This window comes from Pseudomonas putida (genome assembly GCF_025905425.1).
GTDB lineage: Bacteria > Pseudomonadota > Gammaproteobacteria > Pseudomonadales > Pseudomonadaceae > Aquipseudomonas > Aquipseudomonas putida_AF.
Genome location: NZ_CP109603.1, coordinates 2,129,175 through 2,147,639 on the forward strand (window position 1 = coordinate 2,129,175; position 18,465 = coordinate 2,147,639).

Sequence of the window (18,465 nt, forward strand, 5' to 3'; positions counted from 1 at the left end):
ATTATTGCGCAGGGCTTGAACCGCCTCGGTACTGCCCGGGCGTTACCCCCACGTGGGCCTTGAACACCCGCTGAAAGTGGCTTTGGTCGGCAAACCCGAGCTGGTAGGCAACCTGGGCCAACGCCTGGCCCTGGTTCAGCAGTTGGCGCCCGCGATTGACCTTGGCATTGATCAGGTAAGCATGGGGTGTCAGCCCGGTCGCGGTGCGAAACGCTCGGATCAACTGATAACGCCCCAGGCCTGTATCACGGGCCAGCAACGCAAGGCTCAATTGTGCAGGGTCCTCTGCCTCGATCTGTTCGACCAGGCCACTGAGCATGGAGGGCCCCAGTGCGGGTTCCGCCTCCAGCATCGGATACATGCAGAAGTCCTGATCCCCCAGGAAGGCAATCAGCGCCGCCTCTTTCTCGCCAGGGCTGGCACTGGAAAACAGCAGCGCGTTCAGCACGCAAAATTGACGGTACAGCTCGGGAGCGCGGCTGATACGGGCCGGCTCGCCAGGTTGTGCACCCCGCAGCCCGGACTCTATGCGCAGCTGCGCCAACCAGTCGGCATCCACATGCAGCATCTGGTAGCTCCAGGCCTGGCCAGGCTCTGGGTTGCAGGCGTGCACACGCCTTGCCGGGACCATCACCAGGGTGCCGGGTGTCAGGCGTTGCTGGCCACTGCTTGCGCCGGTAAACAGGCTGAAGCCAGCATCCACCGCGCCCATGGAAAAGGTCGGATGGCTGTGGGCCTTGTAGCAGGCGCGGCTGTGGCACGCGCGGCGGCTTTCGACGAAGGGCAGGGCAGCATCGCGCCAAACAGCGGCTTGTGAGCGGGGCATGAAGGGGTCCTCGGCAAGGGCAAAAGCTTAACAGTTGCAGGTGACCCATACAGTTTTTTCGCCTGGCTGTAGCTTGACCCCGTGTGCGTCTGCAGTCGAAATAGGCGCCTGATGTCAGAGGAAAACAATAATGGATCTTGCCAGCCTGCTGCTGTTCATCCCCGCCTGCTTCGCCCTGAACATGGCGCCCGGGCCCAACAACCTGCTGTCGTTGCACAATGCCAGCCGCTATGGCTTGCGCACGGCCTGCGTGGCCGGTGGCGGGCGCATTGTCGCCTTCAGCGGCATGATCGCCTTGGCGGCCATGGGCCTGGCGGTGGTGCTGCATACCAGTGAATACCTGTTCCTCGCCATCAAGGTGATTGGCGCTGCGTACCTGTTCTACATTGCCTGGCAACTGTGGCGTGCACCCGTGGGCGAGGCGGTGGTGGCGGATGATCACCCACGCGGCACCTGGCGCCTGGCGCGGCAGGAGTTTTGGGTGGCGGCGGGCAACCCCAAGGCCATCCTGATCTTTACCGCTTTCCTGCCGCAGTTCATCTCAGTCGGCAGCGCCACCCCGGTGAGCGAGCAGTTCCTCTGGTTGGGCGTTTTGTTCCTGCTGCTTGAGTGGGCGGCCATTGCCATTTATTCAGGCTTGGGCGCTTACATGCAGCGCTGGTTCAGCCAACCAGGGCCGCGCCGGATGTTCAACCGGGTCAGCGCCTCCTTGCTTGGCTGCGCTGGCCTTGGCCTGTTGGCGGCCCGCCGCTAGAACTGCCAGCGAACCCCCAGGTTGACGCCGCTGGCTTCCTGCTGGCGGCTGTCCAGGTTGGTGCTGTACTGCACCCCGCCATGCAGGCTCAGCGCTTCACTGACTTGCGCGACCACGCCGCTTTCGAGTTGCACCGAGGTGTAGCGGTAGTCGGTCTTGATTCTGTCGATGCCATCGAAGGTCAAGGTGTCGCGGCCACCGTCGCCATGCCACAGATTGACCTGCGCATACGGCTGCAGCAGACGCCCGCTGGTGCCAGTGAAGGTGCCTGCAAGGCGTGCACCCAGGCGCCCGGTGAGTTCCACCTGGGCGTCGTGGCTGATGCGCGAGACGCTGTCGCTGGCGGTGTCCAGCGAGACTTTCTGGGCGATCAACTGGGCTTGCGGCTCCAAGGTCCAGCGTTGCGACAAGGCGATGGGGTAGCCGGTTTCCAGCGAAGCGGTCCAGGCATGGCCATTGAGGTTCAACTTGTCGCCACGGTTGGAGCGCGCCCGGCCATCGAGGTCGGTGTACTGCAGCACAGCATCCAGGTACCCACGCTGTGGCTCAACCAGCGTCCAGTAAACGCCGACGCTATCGCCATCGAGTTTCAGGTCACCGACACTGCGGTTTTCCACCGCCAGGGCAAAACCTTTGACGTCGGCTTCCAGGCGACTGTGGCTGACGTACAGGCCCACATGCTGGCGATAGTCGTTGTCATTGACCTTGGCATACAGGTCCTGACCTACCTTGAAACCGCCATAGGCCTGGCCCCAACTGGCGGGTAGCCCCCTTGGCCGGCCAGCAATTGTAAATCATCGAAACCTTGCCCCTGGTTCAATGACTGGAGCGTGCCGCCGGTCATGGTGAAGGTATCGATTTGCTGGGTTTGTACGACCGCACCCAGGGTTTCGCCGGGCAAGACGGTCAATGAGGCTGGGTAGCCAAGCGAGGGCAGGACAAGCAGTGGCAGCGCGGCAGGTGAACGCAAACGGTGATAACGCATCGGCAGGTCTCCGGGTCCTCTGGAAGGGGACCACTACCTGGAACGGCACTTGCACGTGCCGCCTCGGTCCTGCCGGAGTTGTAGGGAAATGCCGGGCGTTGAACAACTGGCAATAATGCTAGGTGGCTGGTGGCCACCTGGGGTTTCAGTCGCGGTAGAAGGTCTGCACCAAGTGGTAGCCGAACTTGCTCTTGATCGGCCCATGCACCACGCGCAGCGGTTTTTTGAAAATGACTTGGTCGATGGCGCCGACCATCTGGCCGGGGCGCACCTCACCCAGATCACCGCCGCGCTTGCCCGACGGGCAGGTGGAGAACTTCTTCGCCAGCACATCGAAAGCCTCGCCATTGGCGATGCGCTGCTTGAGCTTTTCGGCTTCGTCAGCGGTCTTGACCAGGATGTGGCGGGCTTGAGCTTTCATGGGGCACCTGTGCTTCGGGGTAAAAAAAAGGGCGCTATTATGCCTGATCGCGCAGCTCTTTGCGGTCGCGGAACTGCTCCAGCGCCTCGGGGTTGGCCAGTGCGTCGGTGTTTTTCACCGGTAAACCGTGCACCACATCGCGAATCGCCAGCTCCACCAGCTTGCCGCTGATGGTACGCGGGATGTCGCTGACCTGGGCAATCACCGCAGGTACATGGCGCGGCGTGGTGTACTGGCGTATCACCTGGCGGATGCGTTGGCGCAAGGCGTCGTCTAGCTGCAGGCCATCTTGCAGACGCACGAACAGCACCACGCGCACATCGCCTTTCCAGTCCTGGCCGATGGCGACGCTTTCCAGCACCTGCTCGACCTTTTCCACCTGGCGGTAGATCTCTGCGGTACCGATGCGCACCCCGCCAGGGTTGAGCACGGCATCGGAGCGGCCGTGGATGACCATGCCGCCGCTGGCGCGTTGCTCGGCATAGTCGCCCTGGGCCCAGACGCCTGGAAACTGGCTGAAGTAAGCTTCATGGTAACGGCTGCCGTCGGGGTCATGCCAGAAGCCCAGCGGCATGGACGGAAAAGGCTGCAGGCATACCAGCTCGCCTTTTTCGTCGTACACGCTCTGGCGCTGCGCATTCCAGACCTCCACCGCCATGCCCAGCCCTTTGCACTGGATTTCGCCGCGATGCACGGGCAGGGTCGGGTTACCCAGCACGAAGCAGGACACGATATCGGTGCCGCCGGACATGGACGCCAGGCACACATCGGTCTTGACCTTGTGGTAAACGTAGTCGTAGCTGTGCGGCGACAGTGGCGAACCGGTCGAGAGGATCAGCCGCAGGCTGTCCAGCCGATGACTGCTTGCAGGTTCAAGGCCTGCCTGTTCGAGTGCGGCCAGGTACTTGGCGCTGGTACCGAAGGCGTGGATGCCCTCGGCGTCGATCAGGTCCAGCAGCCGCTCTGGCCCAGGGTGGAAAGGCGAGCCGTCATACAGCACCAGTGTGGCGCCTACGGCCAGGCCGCTGGCCAGCCAGTTCCACATCATCCAGCCGCAGGTGGTGTAGTAGAACAGCACATCATCGGCCTTGAGTTCATTGTGCAGGCCATGTTCCTTGAGGTGCTGCAGCAGCACGCCACCGGCGCGGTGGACGATGCACTTGGGCACGCCGGTGGTGCCGCTGGAGTAGAGGATGCACAGTGGGTGATCGAACGGCAGCGCGGTGAACCGAGGCACGCCACCGGGCTGGAAAAAGCCCTCCCACAGGTCGACACGGGCCGCGTGGAATTCGTCGGCGCGTGTCGCGCTGCGGGTATGGGGCACCACGATCAGTTGCTCAAGGCCTGGCAACTGGGCGCACACCTGGTTGACCTTGTCGACCTGATCGATGGCCTTGCCGGCATAGTGGTAACCGGCGCAGACAATCAGCAGCTTGGGGGTGATCTGACCGAAACGGTCGATGATGCCGTGCACACCGAATTCGGGTGAAGCGCTGGACCAGACCGCGCCGAGGCTGGTGCAAGCCAGCATGGCGACCAGGGTTTCCCAGGTATTGGGCATTACGGCGGCGATGCGGTCGCCCGGTTTGACACCGGCGGCCTCGAACGCCCGTTGCAGCCCCGCGACCAGGGCGGCCAATTGCGCATGGGTCAGCACCCGGCGCTGGCCGTCTTCGCGCACGGCGATCACTGCCGGGCGGTCGTCGCGCCGGCGCAGCAGGTGTTCGGCGTAGTTGAGGGTGGCCTCGACGAACCACTGGGCATCGGCCATCTGCGGCCCTTCGCGCAACACGTGGGTCGGCGGGTGTTGCCAGATGACATGAAAGTATTCGGCAAGGCTCTGCCAGAAGCTTGCCCGCTGCTCGATGCTCCAGCGGTGCAGTGCCTGATAGTCGTTCAATTCGAGGTTGTAGCGCAGATTGACCCAGCGGCGGAACGCAACCATCCGGCTGGCTTCGATCTGTGCTGTGGAGGGGCTCCAGAGTACGTCGTTCATGGCGAACCTCCCGTTGTTGGGGGTAAGAGCAGCACAAGGCTGCTCCACCGCCGGTGTTAAGTGGCCTTGTTATTCCACTTTAGCCTTTTGCACCTCTGCCGAGGCCGACCATACGCGGTATTGCACCTCGATATCATTGGGCACATACACCACCACCGGCAACTTGCTGTTGTAGCGCAGCATGAAACCTTCACCCACCACGGGTACAAAGGCGTCGGTCTTCTTGCCATCCGGGCAGGCCATCAGTGTGCTGGCAGGGCCGCCGACCTTGTCCAGGCGGTAGTAGTTGTAGCCCCAGCCTTCGAGGGTACGTTCCTCAAGGCTGCCGGCCAGGCGCTGGTGGTTGCAGTCGACCTTGAGCGTTTTGCCTGCGAGAATTTCCAGTTTGTAGGCCGATTCATCGGCCTGGGCTGGCAGGTGGATGACCTGCCGGGTGTAGCCTTTTTCCGCCTCGGGATAGGGCGCGACGTCCTTCAGGCTGGCGGCCATTGCCGGAGCGGCAGCAGCCAGGGTCAAGGTCAGGATCGCGGACAGTGGGGTTGGGCGCATGAAGGCCTCCTTGCAGTTGAATAGGTGCGAGACCCGTGCCAGATCTACGCCGGCCCTCACTGGGCCAGCCAGCCGCCGTCGACATTCCAGGCGGCACCGCGAACCTGGCTTGCGGCCTCGCTGCACAGAAATAGTACCAGCTCGCCCAAGTGCTCGGGGGTGACGAAGGCGAAGGAAGGCTGCTTCTCGGCCAGCAACGCCTGTTGTGCCTGCAACGGCTCGACACCCTGTACGGCGCGATCGTCGATCTGCTTTTGCACCAGTGGGGTCAGCACCCAGCCAGGGCAGATGGCATTGCAAGTGACATTGCTGGTGGCGGTTTCCAGGCCCACGACCTTGGTCAGGCCGACCACGCCATGCTTGGCCGCCACGTAGGCGGCCTTGCCGGTCGAGCCCACCAGCCCGTGCACCGACGCGATATTGATGATCCGCCCCCAGTTGCGTGCGCGCATGCCGGGCAGGGCCAGGCGGGTGCCGTGGAACACTGCCGAAAGATTCAGGGCGATGATCTTGTCCCAGCTTTCGACCGGAAACTGCTCCACCGGCGCCACGTGCTGGATACCGGCGTTATTGACGAGGATGTCGACGCCGCCGAACTCACGTTCGGCCATGGCGAACAGCGCTTCGATCTGTGCCACGTCGGACAGGTCGGCGGGGTGATGGGCGACCTTTACGCCGTGTCGGGCAATTTCGGTCATCGCCGGTGCCGGGTCGCCAAAACCGTTGAGCAGGATGTCGGCTCCGGCACGGGCCAGCACCTGGGCGATGCCCAGGCCGATACCGCTGGTGGAACCGGTGACGAGTGCAGTCTTGCCTTTGAGGGTCATGCGGGTGCTCCTACAGGGATAGTGCATTAACCACGCGGGTCAAACGCCTCGCGCAGCGCATCGCCGATAAACACCAGCAGCGACAGAATCACCGCCAGCGCGAAAAACGCGGTAAATCCAAGCCAGGGGGCCTCCAGGTGCTGTTTGCCCTGGGTGACCAACTCACCCAGCGAGGCGCTGCCGGCCGGCATGCCAAAGCCCAGGAAGTCCAGCGCGGTCAAGGTGGTGATTGCCCCGGTCAACATGAACGGCACATAGGTCAGCGTGGCATTCATGGCATTGGGCAGGATGTGCCGCAGCATCACCTGGCTGTCTGGCAACCCCAGCGCCCGCGCAGCTTTCACGTACTCCAGGTTGCGCCCCCGCAAGAACTCGGCACGCACCACGTCTACCAGGGCCAGCCACGAGAACAGCGCCATGATCCCCAGCAACCACCAGAAATCAGGCTCGACAAAGCCGCTGAGGATGATCAACAGGTACAGCACCGGCAACCCCGACCAGACCTCCAGCAAGCGCTGCCCGAGCAGGTCGACCCAACCGCCGTGGTAGCCCTGCAAGGCCCCGGCGGTTACGCCGATCAGCACGCTGACCACGGTCAAGGCAAAGGCGAACAGCAGCGACACCCGGGTGCCGTACAGCACCCGGGCCAGCACATCGCGGCCCTGGTCGTCGGTGCCGAGCCAGTTGCTCGCGCTGGGCGGGCTGGGGGTTGGCACTTGCAGGTCGTAGTTCGGTGTGTCGGCACTGAATGGGATCGGTGCAAACAGCATCCAGCCGCCTTGGCCCTCGATCAACTGGCGCACGTAGGCACTGCGGTAGTCCGGCTGGAACGGCAACTGGCCGCCGAATTGCTGCTCGGTGTAACGCTTGAGGGCCGGGGTGTACAGCTCACCCTTGTAGCCCAGCAGCAAGGGTTTGTCGTTGGCTACCAGCTCCGCGCCCAGGCTCAGCAGCAAAAGCGCGGCGAACAGCCACAGCGAAACCCAGCCGCGGCGGTTGCGACGAAAGCGTTGCAGGCGGCGGCGCGAAACGGGCGAGAGCATCAGTTGGCCCTCGTGTCGAAGTCGATGCGTGGGTCGAGCAGGGTGTAGCACACATCGCCGATCAGGCGGATCAACAAACCCGCCAGGGTGAAGATGAACAGTGTGCCGAACACCACCGGGTAGTCACGCGACACGGCCGCCTCGTAGCTCATCCGCCCAAGCCCATCGAGGGAGAAGATCACTTCGATCAACAGCGACCCCGCGAAGAACACCGTGATCAGCGCCTGAGGCAGCCCGGCCACCACCAACAGCATGGCATTGCGCAGCACGTGGCCGTAGAGCACGCGCCGTTCGCTCAGCCCCTTGGCCCGGGCCGTGACCACGTATTGGCGGGAGATCTCATCGAGAAAAGCATTCTTGGTCAGCAGCGTCAGGGTGGCGAAGCCGCCGATCACCAGTGCGCCGACCGGCAGCACCAAGTGCCAGAAATAGTCGGCGACCTTGCCCAGCAGGCTGAGCTGGTCGAAGTTTTCCGACACCAGGCCACGCACGGGGAACCAGTTGAGCGACGTGCCACCGGCGAACAACACGATCAGCAACAAGGCGAACAGAAACGAGGGCAGGGCATAGCCGATCACGATCAGCGCGCTGCTCCAGGCATCGAAGCGGCTGCCGTGGCGCACGGCCTTGCGGATGCCCAGCGGGATCGAGACCAGGTAGGTGATGAGTGTGGCCCAGAAACCCAGCGACAAGGTGACCGGCAGTTTGTCGAGGATCAGGTCAGTGACCTTGGCCCCGCGAAAAAAGCTCTGGCCGAAGTCAAGGCGGGCGTACTGGCTGAGCATCAGCCAGAGGCGCTCGGGGGCTGATTTGTCGAAGCCGTACTGGTGCTTGATCGCTTCGATCAGTTTTGGGTCCAGGCCACGGGTAGCCCGCGACTCGCCATGCGCCACCTCGGCACGGGCGCCGGGTGCGCCGCCGCCGATACCCTGCAAGCGCGCCACCGCTTGCTCCACCGGCCCCCCCGGCGCGGCCTGGACGATTGCGAAATTGACCAGCAAAATCGCCAGCAGCGTGGGGATGATCAGCAACAGGCGACGCACAATGTAGGCCGTCATGGTGAGGCCTTCAGGCGCTCGGCCATCTGCGTGTTGGTCAAGGGGGTAGGGCTGACTTCCCACCAGGTGTCCAGGCCTTCGTCATAGGCGGCCTGCACCTTGGGCAGGCCAAAGCGGTTCCACCAGGCGGTGGAGCTGCCGGGTGGGTAGTAGTTGGGGATCCAGTAGTAGTTCCACTGCAGCACGCGGTCCAGGGCATGGGCGTGGCGCAGCATGTCGGCTTGAGTGCTGGCGCGCACCAGGCCATCGATCAGGCTGTCCACGGCGGGGTCCTGGAGCACCATCAGGTTGTTCGAGCCAGGGTCGTGGGCCGCTGCCGAGCCGAAGTAGTTGTACAGCTCGGCACCCGGCGACAGTGTGACCGGGTAGCCGGTCACGATCATGTCGTAGTCACGTGCCATCAGGCGGTTGACGTACTGGGCCGAGTCGACATTGCGGATGTTCAGGGTCACGCCAATCTGCGCCAAGTTGCGCTTCCACGGCAGCAGCAGGCGTTCCAGGCCAGCCTGGCCGTTAAGGAAGGTGAATTCCAGCGGCTCACCCTGGGCGTTCACCAGGCGGTCGCCCTCGGGGTGCCAGCCGGCTTGCTGCAACAAAGCCAGCGCTTGCAGCTGTTGCGCGCGGATAATGCCAGTGCCATCGGTGACCGGGGCCGTGAATACTTGATCGAAGACCTCATCCGGCACTAGGCCGCGCAAGGGCTCCAGCAGTTCAAGCTCGCTCGCGTCCGGCCGTTCGCGGGCAGCCAGCGCGGTGTTGGAGAACACGCTCTGTTGACGGATGTAGAGGTTGCGCATCATCTGCCGGTTGCTCCACTCGTAGTCCCAGAGCATGCCCAGCGCCTGGCGCACGCGGCGGTCGTGAAACGGCGGCTTGTCCAGGTTGAACACGTACCCCTGCGCCACTTGCGGCTTGGCCGGGCCCAGGTGAGCGCGCTGCAGGCGGCCGTCGTCCAGCTGCGCGCCGTTGTAGCCGAGGGTGTAGGCCGTGGCGGAAAACTCGCGGTTATAGTCGTAGCCGCCCCCTTTGAGCACTTGCCGCGCCACTTCGGTGTCGCCGAAGTATTCGATACGCAGCGTGTCGAAATTGTAGCGGCCGCGGCTGACTGGGAGGTCTTTGGCCCACCAGGTCGGGTTACGTTCAAAGGTGATGCTGCGGCCATTGTCGATCCGGCCAATGCGATACGGGCCGCTGCCGACCGGTTTGTCGAAGCCGGCCCCGTTGGCGAAATCGCGCTGCTGCCAGTCATGCTCGGGCAGCACCGGCAGGCCTGCCAGGTCCAGCGGCAGGGTGCGGCCGTGGGGCTGCTTGAAGTCGAAGCGCACGCGGTGGGGGCCTTCGACAGTCACCCCAGTGACCTCGGCGAACTGGGTGCGGTATTTGAGGCTGCCTTTGCTCATCAGCAGCTCAAAGGTGAAACGCACGTCTTCGGCGCGCACCGGTTTGCCGTCGGCGAAGGTGGCGCGTGGGTCGATTTCGAAACGTAGCCAGGCATCGTCGGGGCCACGCTCCATGCGCCGGGCAATCAGGCCGTAGACGGTGTAGGGTTCATCGAACGCGCGCACGGCCAATGGCGCGTAAAGCCAGCCATCGACTTCGTTGACGCCGATGCCTTTGTCGATGTACGGCAGAATATGGTCGAACTGGCCGATCTCGAGGGCCGAGCGGCGCAGCATGCCGCCCTTGGGGGCGTAGGGGTTGGTGTAGTCGAAATGGCGGAAGGTTTCGTTGTAGCGAGGGGCTTCGCCGTAGACGGTCAAGGCGTGGGTAGGTGCGGCGTGGGCGTTAGGGGGAAGGCACAGGATCAATGCCAGCCAGCCCAGGCGATACAAACCCCGGCAGCAGCACCAGGGTGCTGCTGCAGAGGTTGAGTCGTTCCTGAGGAACAACCTGGTATCAGTCCTGACGGCTGGTCACTTCCAGCAGGTGATAACCGAACTGGGTTTTCACCGGGCCCTGGACAACGTTCAGCGGCGCGCTGAAGACCACGGTATCGAACTCACGCACCATCTGGCCCGGGCCGAACGAGCCCAGGTCGCCGCCTTGGCGGCTGGATGGGCAGGTGGAGTTGGCCTTGGCGACTTCAGCGAAATCGGCACCCGCTTCGATCTGGGTTTTGAGTTCGTTGCATTTGTCTTCGCTGCTGACCAGGATGTGGCGGGCGGTGGCACGTGCCATGGGTACTGCTCCTTAGGGTAAAAACGCAAGCCTAGCGCACTTGTTCGGGAAATGTCTCGCAAGGCATGTTGGCGACTGCCTACAGTTTTTGTGCCGCCTCGCGCAACAGTGTTTCAGTCGATGCCCAACCCAGGCAGCCATCGGTGATCGACACGCCGTACTTGAGTGCGCCTTTGCCCAAGGCCTGGCAGCCATCGAACAGGTGCCCTTCGATCATCACGCCAACAATCGAGCGGTCACCGGCCACGCGCTGGGCCAGCACGTCCTCGAACACTGCGGGTTGACGGGCCGGGTCCTTGCCGCTGTTGGCATGGCTGCAATCGACCATGATCCGCGCCTGCAAGCCCACCTTGGCCAAGCCCTGGCGAGCCTGGGCGATACTTGCCGCATCGTAGTTCGGGCCTTGGTGGCCGCCCCGCAAGACCAGGTGGGTATCGGGGTTGCCCAGGGTCTCGATGATTGCCGGATGGCCCTGCGCATCCATGCCGAAGTGGCGGTGCGGGTGGGCGGCGCTGCGCATGGCGTCGCAGGCGATGCCGATACCGCCGTCGGTGCCGTTTTTGAAGCCCACCGGCAATGCAAGGCCACTGACCATTTCGCGGTGCACTTGCGACTCGGTGGTGCGTGCGCCGATGGCGGCCCAGCCCAGCAGGTCATCGAAGTAGCCCGCGGCCATCGGTTGCAGCAGTTCGGTGGCAATCGGCAGGCCGCGCTCGATCATGTTCAGCATCAAGCCACGGGACAGGGCGATGCCGGCATGCATGTCGTCGCTGCCATCAAGGTGCGGGTCGTAGGCCAGGCCTTTCCAGCCCACCGTGGTACGGGGCTTTTCGACGTAGGCGCGCATCACCAGCAGCAGCTTGTCATCCACCTCGCGGCTCAGCGCGGCCAGGCGATCGGCGTATTCCAGGGCCGAGCGCGGGTCGTGGATCGAGCAAGGGCCGACCACCACCAGCAGGCGTTCGTCGCGGCCTTCGAGGATGGCGCGGATGGCCTGACGATGGGCATGGACTTGCTGGGTGAGCTCGGTGGACAGCGGCATTTGCTGCTTGAGCAGATGGGGGCTGGGCAGACGCTGGCTGACGGTGGTGTTGGCGGCTTGCGGTTGGGTCAGGGGCAGGGCGAGGTTCGAGGCGTGCATGGCGTTTTTCCCTGGGCGGACGGCGGGTTCTGGCCCGCGCGGTCGGCCCTATCGAGGTGTTCGACAGATCGTTGAATGTGTGTTGTCTGCAGCGTTGCCACCCTTGAAGGACGACCGAACGGAGGCGGCAGGCTGGCCCGAACGGGATTGGCTAAATCGCCAGGCATAGGTGCTTGCGTCGTAATAAGTGGCGTAGTTCATGAATGTGTCCTCAACGTAAATCGGTAATGTTCAAAGGCCTGAAAAGCAAAACCCCCGGTCGGGGAGCCGACCGGGGGTTTGAGTATTCTCATGTTCGGCGGCCCTCGAAAGTGGGCGCCGTGTGGGTATCAGCGGCGCCTAGTGGCTAAACCAATACCCAAAGTAATAGCTGGCAGGGGCCATGCTACCGGCAACAGCCAGCACAGGGCGCAGGGTGCGACCGGTGTTGTTGGCGTGATTGCAGGTGTGTTTCGGCATGTTGCTCTCCAGTGAATGAGCCCGAGCTTACTTCAGATCAGGCGCGGCGTTCAATGGGTAAATGCTATGGGGGCGATCATTGTGGCTAATGTCAGTGGCCATAGCGCCCTACAAGGGTTTGCCCGCCCAAGGCATGGCCTTGCAGCAATTCCAGCAGCCCATTGCGGTCGAGCTCCGCTGGCAGGATGCCGGGTGCCAGGTCGGTGGCGATCAACGTCAGTGTGTAGTGATGTGGGTTATCCCCAGCGGGCGGGCAGGGGCCTCGGTAGCTGGCGGTCCCACGGGAATTGCGCCCCACCGTGAAGGCGGGGGTGGTTTGCCCGGCTACGCCTTCTTTCAAGCCGTCCAGGGCCGGGTCGATGTTGTAGGCGACCCAGTGCACCACCCCAAGGCCCTTGCCGCCGTCGGGGTCGAACATCACCAGCGCCAAGGACTGGGTGCCTGCTGGCAGGTTGTCCCAGCTCAACTGCGGGGTGCGCGCTTCGCCGGCACCACAGGCCGGGTCAGGCCCCACCTGTTGCAGGGCAATCACCCCGCCGTCGGTGAACGAGGATGAACTGATCGACAAGGCGCCAGAGCCCGGCCCTGCGGCCAGTGCGCTGAGTGGCAGCAGGGCTGCGAGCAGCCAGGGTTTGACGTTCATGGCAATTCCTTGGCAGGGCGATGGGGCGCAGTGTAGCCCAGGCCGGCCTCAACGGCTGTCCTGGTCCTCGGCGGTGCCGCCGTCGTAGCCGGCACCGGAGCCTGTGGCTTCGCCCGTGCTGTTGCTGCCGCCACTGGCGCCGTCTGCGGCATCGGTATCGCTGCCGGTATTGCTGCTGTCGTTATCCTGGCCGCTGCCGGGGCTGTTGACGCTGCTGCCGTCACCGGCCGTCTTGCCGCCGGATTGGTCGGTTTGTGGGCGGCTGTCGGTGTTGGTGGGTTCGGTGGCAGCGAAGCTGGTGCCGGAGATGGCACCCATGGCCAGGGCCAGGCACAGCGTGAGGGGGCGAATGCGGATCATGGTGAATCTCCAGTGCGGATGATCTGTCATTCGTTTGGCTGGAGTGGGACGGCGCGGTGCCCTCTGGGCGACGGGTGGTCAAGAAAAGGGGCTGCACAGCAGCCCCAGGGGTTCAGCTGTGCTCTGGGCGTGGCACTTTATGCTCCGCAGGCTCCAGCGGCGGGTGTTCTTGCGCTGCATGCATCAGGTCTTCGGTTACCCGCAGCTCGGCGCCGGTGGGCGAGAAGGTGGTCGAGGCGGTGAAGGGGGCCGGGTGCTCCGCCGCCGGGCGCTTGCCACGGCGCCACAGGAAGAAGCTCACCATGCCCAGGTTGACCACTGCGAAGGCCCAGAACAGCCCCGCCTCGCCAAACGAAGTCATCATCGGCGAAATCGCCAGTGGCGCCAGTGCCGAGCCCAGCGAGTTGATCAACAGCAAGCCCTGGATCATGGGTACCAAGGCGTCGGACGGTGCACGGTCGGCAGCGTGGCTGACCGCCACCGGGTACAGGGCGAACACGCCGCCCCCCAGCAGGAACAGCATCGCGGGCAGCAATGAAGACTCAGAAGGCAGGAACACGGTGATCAACGACAGCACCACGCACAGCCCGGCCAGGGCAATCAGCACGTCCTGGCGGTCTTTGCGGTCAGACCAACGACCCACCGGGTATTGGAGCAGCATAGCGCCCAGGATCACCCAGGCCATCATGTTGCCGACTTCCCCCACGTCCAGGCCGATGCGCTGCAGATACAGCGGCAGCAGGGCATAAATGCCGGCAATCGCCACGCCCGAACCGAAGCAGCCGACCAGGCCCGACGGTGCCACACCCAGCAGTTGGCGCGGTTTCAGTGGTTCGACCTGATCCAGCAGCGGTGATACCCGTGGCAGGATCACGATCGGCAGCACCGACAGTGCCGCAAGCATGCCGGCGAGCATGAACGGCGCGGTATCGCCCAGGCCGGTGATTTCGCCAAGGCCTGCCTGGGCGATAACGCCAGCACCGTAGAAGCTAATCATGTACAGCGCCAGCAGGCGACCACGGATCTTCGCGTCGCCGGCCAGCAGCAGCCAGCTCTCGATCACCAGGAACACGCCGACCGCAGCCCAGCCATTGATCAGGCGCAAGATCGACCACCAGGTTGTGTCGTAAAACAGACCCTGCAGCAAAATGGTCGCAGCGATCAGCGAGGCGAAGCTGGTGTAGGCGCGGATATGGCCGATGCGCAGAATCAGCCGGTCATTGAAGATCGCGCCAAGGGTCAGGCCAATGAAGTAACTCGACGACACGATACCGATGGTGGTTGCCGATTCACCGGCAGCGCCCAGGCGCAGGGTGGTCAGGGAAGACATGAAGCCGTTGCCCAGGGCAATGATGAACAGCCCGAGCAGGGGCGCCAGCGCCATGGCCAGCAAACGCGGAGACATACGTACCTCAAGGTGGATGAGCGGAATGAGCGCCTCTTCGGACGCGCACGCCGAATCGGCCCGACAAGGGGCCAAGAGGCTGCACGGATGTGCCTGGGATGGATGCGACCTGGGCAAGACTCAACCGCTGGGCCGTGAGGGAACTGGGCCGGGCGGGGTGGGTTGAGCCTATTTCACATGTGCGGTCATGTGTTCAGGCACGGACTCTGTCGTTGCTGCCGGTTGCCACCGTTCAAGGCGACGGGCGAAAAGGAAGCGCGATTCTACGTGCTTGCAACGATTTGCCCAAGGGGCATTGCCCTGCGACGAGACGCCGCAGGGCGTGGCTGCCTGCAGCCTCAATGGACCCTGCCAATAATAATTTGTAAGAAAAAATAACTTTAGTCGTATTGATTCATTGTTTTATCGGCATGCAGCGGCCGTTTATTGACCTGGATCAATACAGAAGTGCAATTAATGGCCATAGCAGTTTGTTGATCGATAAAACTGATCAAGCGATCAACCCGGTCAATTGGTCCCTGCGTCATCCTGCCACTACAATGGCGGGCGCGGCCTGCAAGGGCCGCCTTTGATTAACGTGTGATACCACGGTCAATTTAGTGTTTGCCAAGAAGTTGCGTTCTTATTAACGCGCTGCAGATTTCTATTGCCCCTGATTTGTGCCTGTCACCGAATTAGAACGACTTGCCGATAACACCCGTTGATAAGTAACGCCTGTTCGCCTGGTACTGAACCGGGCCTAGATGAGGAGATGCCCATGGCACTTGGCAGACGACAATTTTTTAAACTTTGCACGGCCGGCGCGGCGGCAGCGACCACCGTGTCGCTGGGCTTTGCCCCGGCGGTGGCCAATGCCAGCCAGTCACGCCAATACAAGCTGTTGCGTGCCAAAGAGACACGCAACAACTGCACCTACTGTTCGGTAGGCTGCGGCATCCTCATGTACAGCCTCGGCGACGGCGCGAAAAACGCCAAAGCGCGCATCTTCCATATCGAAGGCGACCCGGACCACCCGGTCAGCCGCGGTTCGCTGTGCCCGAAAGGGGCGGGGCTGGTGGACTACATCCACAGCGAGCAACGCCTGATGTACCCGGAGTATCGGGCGCCAGGCTCGGACACGTGGCAGCGCATCACTTGGGACCACGCCATTGAGCGCATCGCCCGGCTGATGAAGGCCGACCGCGATGCGAACTTCATCGAGAAAAACGCCAAGGGCGTTACCGTCAACCGTTGGCTGTCCACCGGCATGCTCTGCTCGTCTGCGGCCAGCAGTGAAACTGGCTCGCTCGACCAGCGCTTCACGCGCGCCCTGGGCATCCTCGGCACCGACAGCCAGGCCCGGGTCTGCCACGCCCCGACCGTGTCGGCGCTGGCACCGACCTTCGGCCGGGGGGCGATGACCAACAACTGGGTGGACATCAAGAACGCCAACGTCGTGCTGATCATGGGCGGTAACCCCGCCGAGGCGCACCCGGTGGGTTTCAAATGGGTGATCGAGGCGAAGATCCGCAACGGCGCCAAGGTGATCGTGGTCGATCCACGCTTCAACCGCAGCGCCTCGGTGGCCGACCTGTATTCGCCCATCCGCGCAGGCTCCGACATCACCTTCCTCATGGGGGTGGTCAACTACCTGATCAGCCATGACCGTATTCAGCATGAGTACGTGCGCGCCTACACCAATGCCAGCCTGATCGTGCGCAGCGACTACAGCTTCGACGACGGGCTGTTCAGCGGCTACGACAGCGAGACCCGGCGCTACGATCGCAGCTCCTGGGCTTATGAACTCGACGAGCAGGGCTTCGCCAAGCGCGACATGACGCTCAGCCACCCGCGTTGCGTGTACAACCTGCTCAAAGAGCACGTTAGCCGTTACACACCAGAGCGGGTCAGCGAGTTGTGCGGTACGCCAAAGGGCGATTTCCTGCAAATTTGCGAGATCCTTGCCAGCACCAGCGCACCGGACAAGACCGCCACCTTCCTCTATGCCCTGGGCTGGACCCACCACACCACGGGCGCCCAGATGATCCGTGGCTCGGGCATGATCCAGCTGCTGCTGGGCAATATCGGCATGGCCGGTGGCGGCGTCAACGCCCTGCGCGGGCACTCCAACATCCAGGGCTATACCGACCTGGGCCTGCTGTCGCAACGCCTGCCGGGTTACATGAACCTGCCGTCCGACAACCAGACCACGGTCGAAACCTACCTGAAGGAAACCACGCCCAGCGCCCAGCTGCCCGGGCAGGTCAACTACTACCAGCACACGCCCAAGTTTTTCATCAGCCTGATGAAGAGCCTGTGGGGCGACAAAGCCACCCAGGAAAACAACTGGGGCTTCGACTGGTTGCCCAAATGGGACGACAGCTACGACGTACTCAACTATTCCAACCGCATGTACGAAGGCAAGGTCAACGGCTACATTGCCCAAGGCTTCAACCCGATCGCGGCGTTCCCGGACAAGAACAAGGCCGCCGAGGCCTTGGCCAAGCTCAAGTTCCTGGTGATCATCGACCCGCTGGCGACCGAGACGTCGAGCTTTTGGCAAAACCACGGCGAGTCCAACGACGTTGACCCGGCGGCGATCCAGACCGAAGTCTTCCGCCTGCCGTCAAGCTGCTTCGCCGAAGAGAACGGCTCGATCGTCAACTCCAGCCGCTGGCTGCAATGGCACTGGGCCGGCGCGGCGCCGCCGGGTGAAGCCTGGCACGACGGCAAGATTCTCGGCCACCTGTTCATGAAGCTGCGCGAGCTGTACCGCAACGAGGGTGGCGTATGCCCGGAGCCTGTGTTGAACATGGCCTGGGACTACAAGAACCCCTACGATCCGGAGCCTGAGGAAGTCGCCAAGGAGTCCAACGGCTACGCCCTGGCGGACCTGCACGACGACGCTGGCAACCTGGTGCTGCGCAAGGGCCAGTTGCTGGACAACTTCGCCCAGTTGCGCGACGACGGCAGCACGGCGTGCTTCAACTGGGTATTCGCCGGTTCCTGGACCGAAGCCGGTAACCAGATGGCCCGCCGCGACAACGCCGACAGTGGCCTGGGTTGCACGCCGGGCTGGGCTTGGGCCTGGCCGCAGAATCGGCGGATTCTCTACAACCGCGCCTCGGCCGACCCCCAAGGCAAGGCCTGGGACCCCAAGCGCCAGATCATTGCCTGGGATGGCAGCCGCTGGAGTGGCAGCGATGTACCGGACTTCCCGGTCACCGCCGCGCCGGGCAGCAACGTCAACCCGTTCATCATGCTGCCTGAAGGGGTCGGCCGGCTGTTCTCGGTCGGGGCCATGAACGACGGGCCGTTCCCTGAGCACTACGAACCAATCGAAAGCCCGCTGGCGTCCAACCCGCTGCACCCCAATGTCAGCAAGAGCCCGACCGCACGCTTGTATGAAAGCGACCGCGCGCGCATGGGCAGCCGTGAGGAGTTCCCTTACGTGGCCACCACCTATTCGATCACCGAGCTGTTCCGCCACTGGACCAAGCACTCGCGGCTCAACGCGATCATCCAGCCCGAACAGTTCATCGAGATCGGCGAAGTGCTGGCCAAGGAGAAAGGCATCGCCCAGGGCGACCTTGTGCGGGTGAGCACCAAGCGCGGCTACATCAAAGCCAAGGCGGTGGTCACCAAGCGGGTCCAGCGCCTGGAGGTGGCCGGGCAGATGGTCGATACCATCGGCATCCCGTGCCACTGGGGCTTTGAGGGTGCCACCCGCAAGGGCTTTTTGGCCAACACGCTGACCCCGGGGGTGGGTGATTCCAACACCAACACCCCGGAATACAAGGCGTTCCTGGTGAACGTGGAAAAGGCCTGACGGAGCGACGCA

General features: G+C 63.3%; 15 protein-coding genes and 1 pseudogene. 2 read left to right on the forward strand and 14 right to left on the reverse strand.

Features of this window, described 5'->3' with window-relative positions; translation table 11 throughout:
* Position 1: 1 nt before the first annotated feature.
* Positions 2-826, reverse strand: a complete 825-nt coding sequence (locus OGV19_RS09620) for a helix-turn-helix domain-containing protein (protein WP_264313174.1) — start codon at positions 824-826, stop codon at positions 2-4.
* Between the two features lie 130 nt (positions 827-956).
* Here OGV19_RS09620 and OGV19_RS09625 point away from each other — a divergent pair, with 130 nt between their 5' ends.
* Positions 957-1,580 carry a LysE family translocator gene (locus OGV19_RS09625; protein WP_264313175.1) on the forward strand — a complete coding sequence of 208 codons (624 nt, stop codon included), beginning with the start codon at positions 957-959 and terminating at the stop codon, positions 1,578-1,580.
* Here OGV19_RS09625 and OGV19_RS09630 read toward each other — a convergent pair.
* The 13 genes and pseudogenes from OGV19_RS09630 to OGV19_RS09690 form a co-directional block, all read right to left on the reverse strand.
* A pseudogene (locus OGV19_RS09630) lies at positions 1,577-2,394 on the reverse strand (autotransporter outer membrane beta-barrel domain-containing protein); the annotation flags it as partial. The gene OGV19_RS09625 and the pseudogene OGV19_RS09630 sit on opposite strands and share 4 nt — an antisense overlap.
* A 316-nt stretch (positions 2,395-2,710) precedes the next feature.
* On the reverse strand, positions 2,711-2,986 hold the full coding sequence (locus OGV19_RS09635) for a peptidylprolyl isomerase (RefSeq protein WP_009686637.1): 276 nt from the start codon (positions 2,984-2,986) through the stop codon (positions 2,711-2,713).
* A 37-nt stretch (positions 2,987-3,023) separates the two neighbouring features.
* Positions 3,024-4,982, reverse strand: coding sequence for an acetoacetate--CoA ligase (locus OGV19_RS09640; RefSeq protein WP_264313176.1), 1,959 nt, complete (start codon positions 4,980-4,982; stop codon positions 3,024-3,026).
* A gap of 69 nt (positions 4,983-5,051) precedes the next feature.
* Positions 5,052-5,531: a serine protease inhibitor ecotin gene (eco, locus tag OGV19_RS09645; protein ID WP_264313177.1), complete on the reverse strand. Its 480-nt coding sequence runs from the start codon at positions 5,529-5,531 to the stop codon at positions 5,052-5,054.
* 56 nt (positions 5,532-5,587) lie between these two features.
* Positions 5,588-6,358: a 3-hydroxybutyrate dehydrogenase gene (gene hbdH, locus OGV19_RS09650; RefSeq protein WP_264313178.1), complete on the reverse strand. Its 771-nt coding sequence runs from the start codon at positions 6,356-6,358 to the stop codon at positions 5,588-5,590.
* Positions 6,359-6,384: 26 nt separating this feature from the next.
* Complete coding sequence (locus OGV19_RS09655; protein WP_264313179.1) at positions 6,385-7,401, reverse strand: ABC transporter permease; 1,017 nt, start codon at positions 7,399-7,401, stop codon at positions 6,385-6,387.
* Entirely contained in the window at positions 7,401-8,459 is a 1,059-nt protein-coding gene (locus tag OGV19_RS09660; RefSeq protein WP_264313180.1) for a microcin C ABC transporter permease YejB, read from the reverse strand. The genes OGV19_RS09655 and OGV19_RS09660 overlap by 1 nt, the downstream gene beginning before the upstream one ends.
* Positions 8,456-10,291, reverse strand: coding sequence for an extracellular solute-binding protein (locus OGV19_RS09665; protein WP_264313923.1), 1,836 nt, complete (start codon positions 10,289-10,291; stop codon positions 8,456-8,458). Before OGV19_RS09665 ends, OGV19_RS09660 begins: the two co-directional genes overlap by 4 nt.
* A gap of 64 nt (positions 10,292-10,355) precedes the next feature.
* Positions 10,356-10,637 carry a peptidylprolyl isomerase gene (locus OGV19_RS09670; RefSeq protein ID WP_264313181.1) on the reverse strand — a complete coding sequence of 94 codons (282 nt, stop codon included), beginning with the start codon at positions 10,635-10,637 and terminating at the stop codon, positions 10,356-10,358.
* 79 nt (positions 10,638-10,716) lie between these two features.
* Positions 10,717-11,778, reverse strand: coding sequence for a 3-deoxy-7-phosphoheptulonate synthase (locus tag OGV19_RS09675; RefSeq protein ID WP_264313182.1), 1,062 nt, complete (start codon positions 11,776-11,778; stop codon positions 10,717-10,719).
* Between the two features lie 550 nt (positions 11,779-12,328).
* The gene (locus OGV19_RS09680) at positions 12,329-12,880 is read right to left on the reverse strand and encodes a YbhB/YbcL family Raf kinase inhibitor-like protein (RefSeq protein ID WP_264313183.1); all 552 of its coding nucleotides are present in this window, start codon (positions 12,878-12,880) and stop codon (positions 12,329-12,331) included.
* 48 nt (positions 12,881-12,928) lie between these two features.
* Positions 12,929-13,240, reverse strand: coding sequence for a hypothetical protein (locus OGV19_RS09685; RefSeq protein ID WP_264313184.1), 312 nt, complete (start codon positions 13,238-13,240; stop codon positions 12,929-12,931).
* Between the two features lie 112 nt (positions 13,241-13,352).
* Positions 13,353-14,645 (reverse strand): MFS transporter, encoded by a 1,293-nt coding sequence (locus OGV19_RS09690; RefSeq protein WP_264313185.1) that lies wholly within the window; start codon positions 14,643-14,645, stop codon positions 13,353-13,355.
* A 757-nt stretch (positions 14,646-15,402) separates the two neighbouring features.
* Here OGV19_RS09690 and fdnG point away from each other — a divergent pair.
* On the forward strand, positions 15,403-18,453 hold the full coding sequence (gene fdnG / locus OGV19_RS09695; protein WP_264313186.1) for a formate dehydrogenase-N subunit alpha: 3,051 nt from the start codon (positions 15,403-15,405) through the stop codon (positions 18,451-18,453).
* Positions 18,454-18,465 lie beyond the last annotated feature (12 nt).

Coding starts and splice junctions, on each gene's coding strand:
- OGV19_RS09620 (WP_264313174.1), bottom strand. CDS start 826: ATGCCCCGCTCACAAGCCGCTGTTTGGCGCGATGCTGCCCTGCCCTTC.
- OGV19_RS09625 (WP_264313175.1), top strand. CDS start 957: ATGGATCTTGCCAGCCTGCTGCTGTTCATCCCCGCCTGCTTCGCCCTG.
- OGV19_RS09635 (WP_009686637.1), bottom strand. CDS start 2,986: ATGAAAGCTCAAGCCCGCCACATCCTGGTCAAGACCGCTGACGAAGCC.
- OGV19_RS09640 (WP_264313176.1), bottom strand. CDS start 4,982: ATGAACGACGTACTCTGGAGCCCCTCCACAGCACAGATCGAAGCCAGC.
- eco (WP_264313177.1), bottom strand. CDS start 5,531: ATGCGCCCAACCCCACTGTCCGCGATCCTGACCTTGACCCTGGCTGCT.
- hbdH (WP_264313178.1), bottom strand. CDS start 6,358: ATGACCCTCAAAGGCAAGACTGCACTCGTCACCGGTTCCACCAGCGGT.
- OGV19_RS09655 (WP_264313179.1), bottom strand. CDS start 7,401: ATGCTCTCGCCCGTTTCGCGCCGCCGCCTGCAACGCTTTCGTCGCAAC.
- OGV19_RS09660 (WP_264313180.1), bottom strand. CDS start 8,459: ATGACGGCCTACATTGTGCGTCGCCTGTTGCTGATCATCCCCACGCTG.
- OGV19_RS09670 (WP_264313181.1), bottom strand. CDS start 10,637: ATGGCACGTGCCACCGCCCGCCACATCCTGGTCAGCAGCGAAGACAAA.
- OGV19_RS09675 (WP_264313182.1), bottom strand. CDS start 11,778: ATGCACGCCTCGAACCTCGCCCTGCCCCTGACCCAACCGCAAGCCGCC.
- OGV19_RS09680 (WP_264313183.1), bottom strand. CDS start 12,880: ATGAACGTCAAACCCTGGCTGCTCGCAGCCCTGCTGCCACTCAGCGCA.
- OGV19_RS09685 (WP_264313184.1), bottom strand. CDS start 13,240: ATGATCCGCATTCGCCCCCTCACGCTGTGCCTGGCCCTGGCCATGGGT.
- OGV19_RS09690 (WP_264313185.1), bottom strand. CDS start 14,645: ATGTCTCCGCGTTTGCTGGCCATGGCGCTGGCGCCCCTGCTCGGGCTG.
- fdnG (WP_264313186.1), top strand. CDS start 15,403: ATGGCACTTGGCAGACGACAATTTTTTAAACTTTGCACGGCCGGCGCG.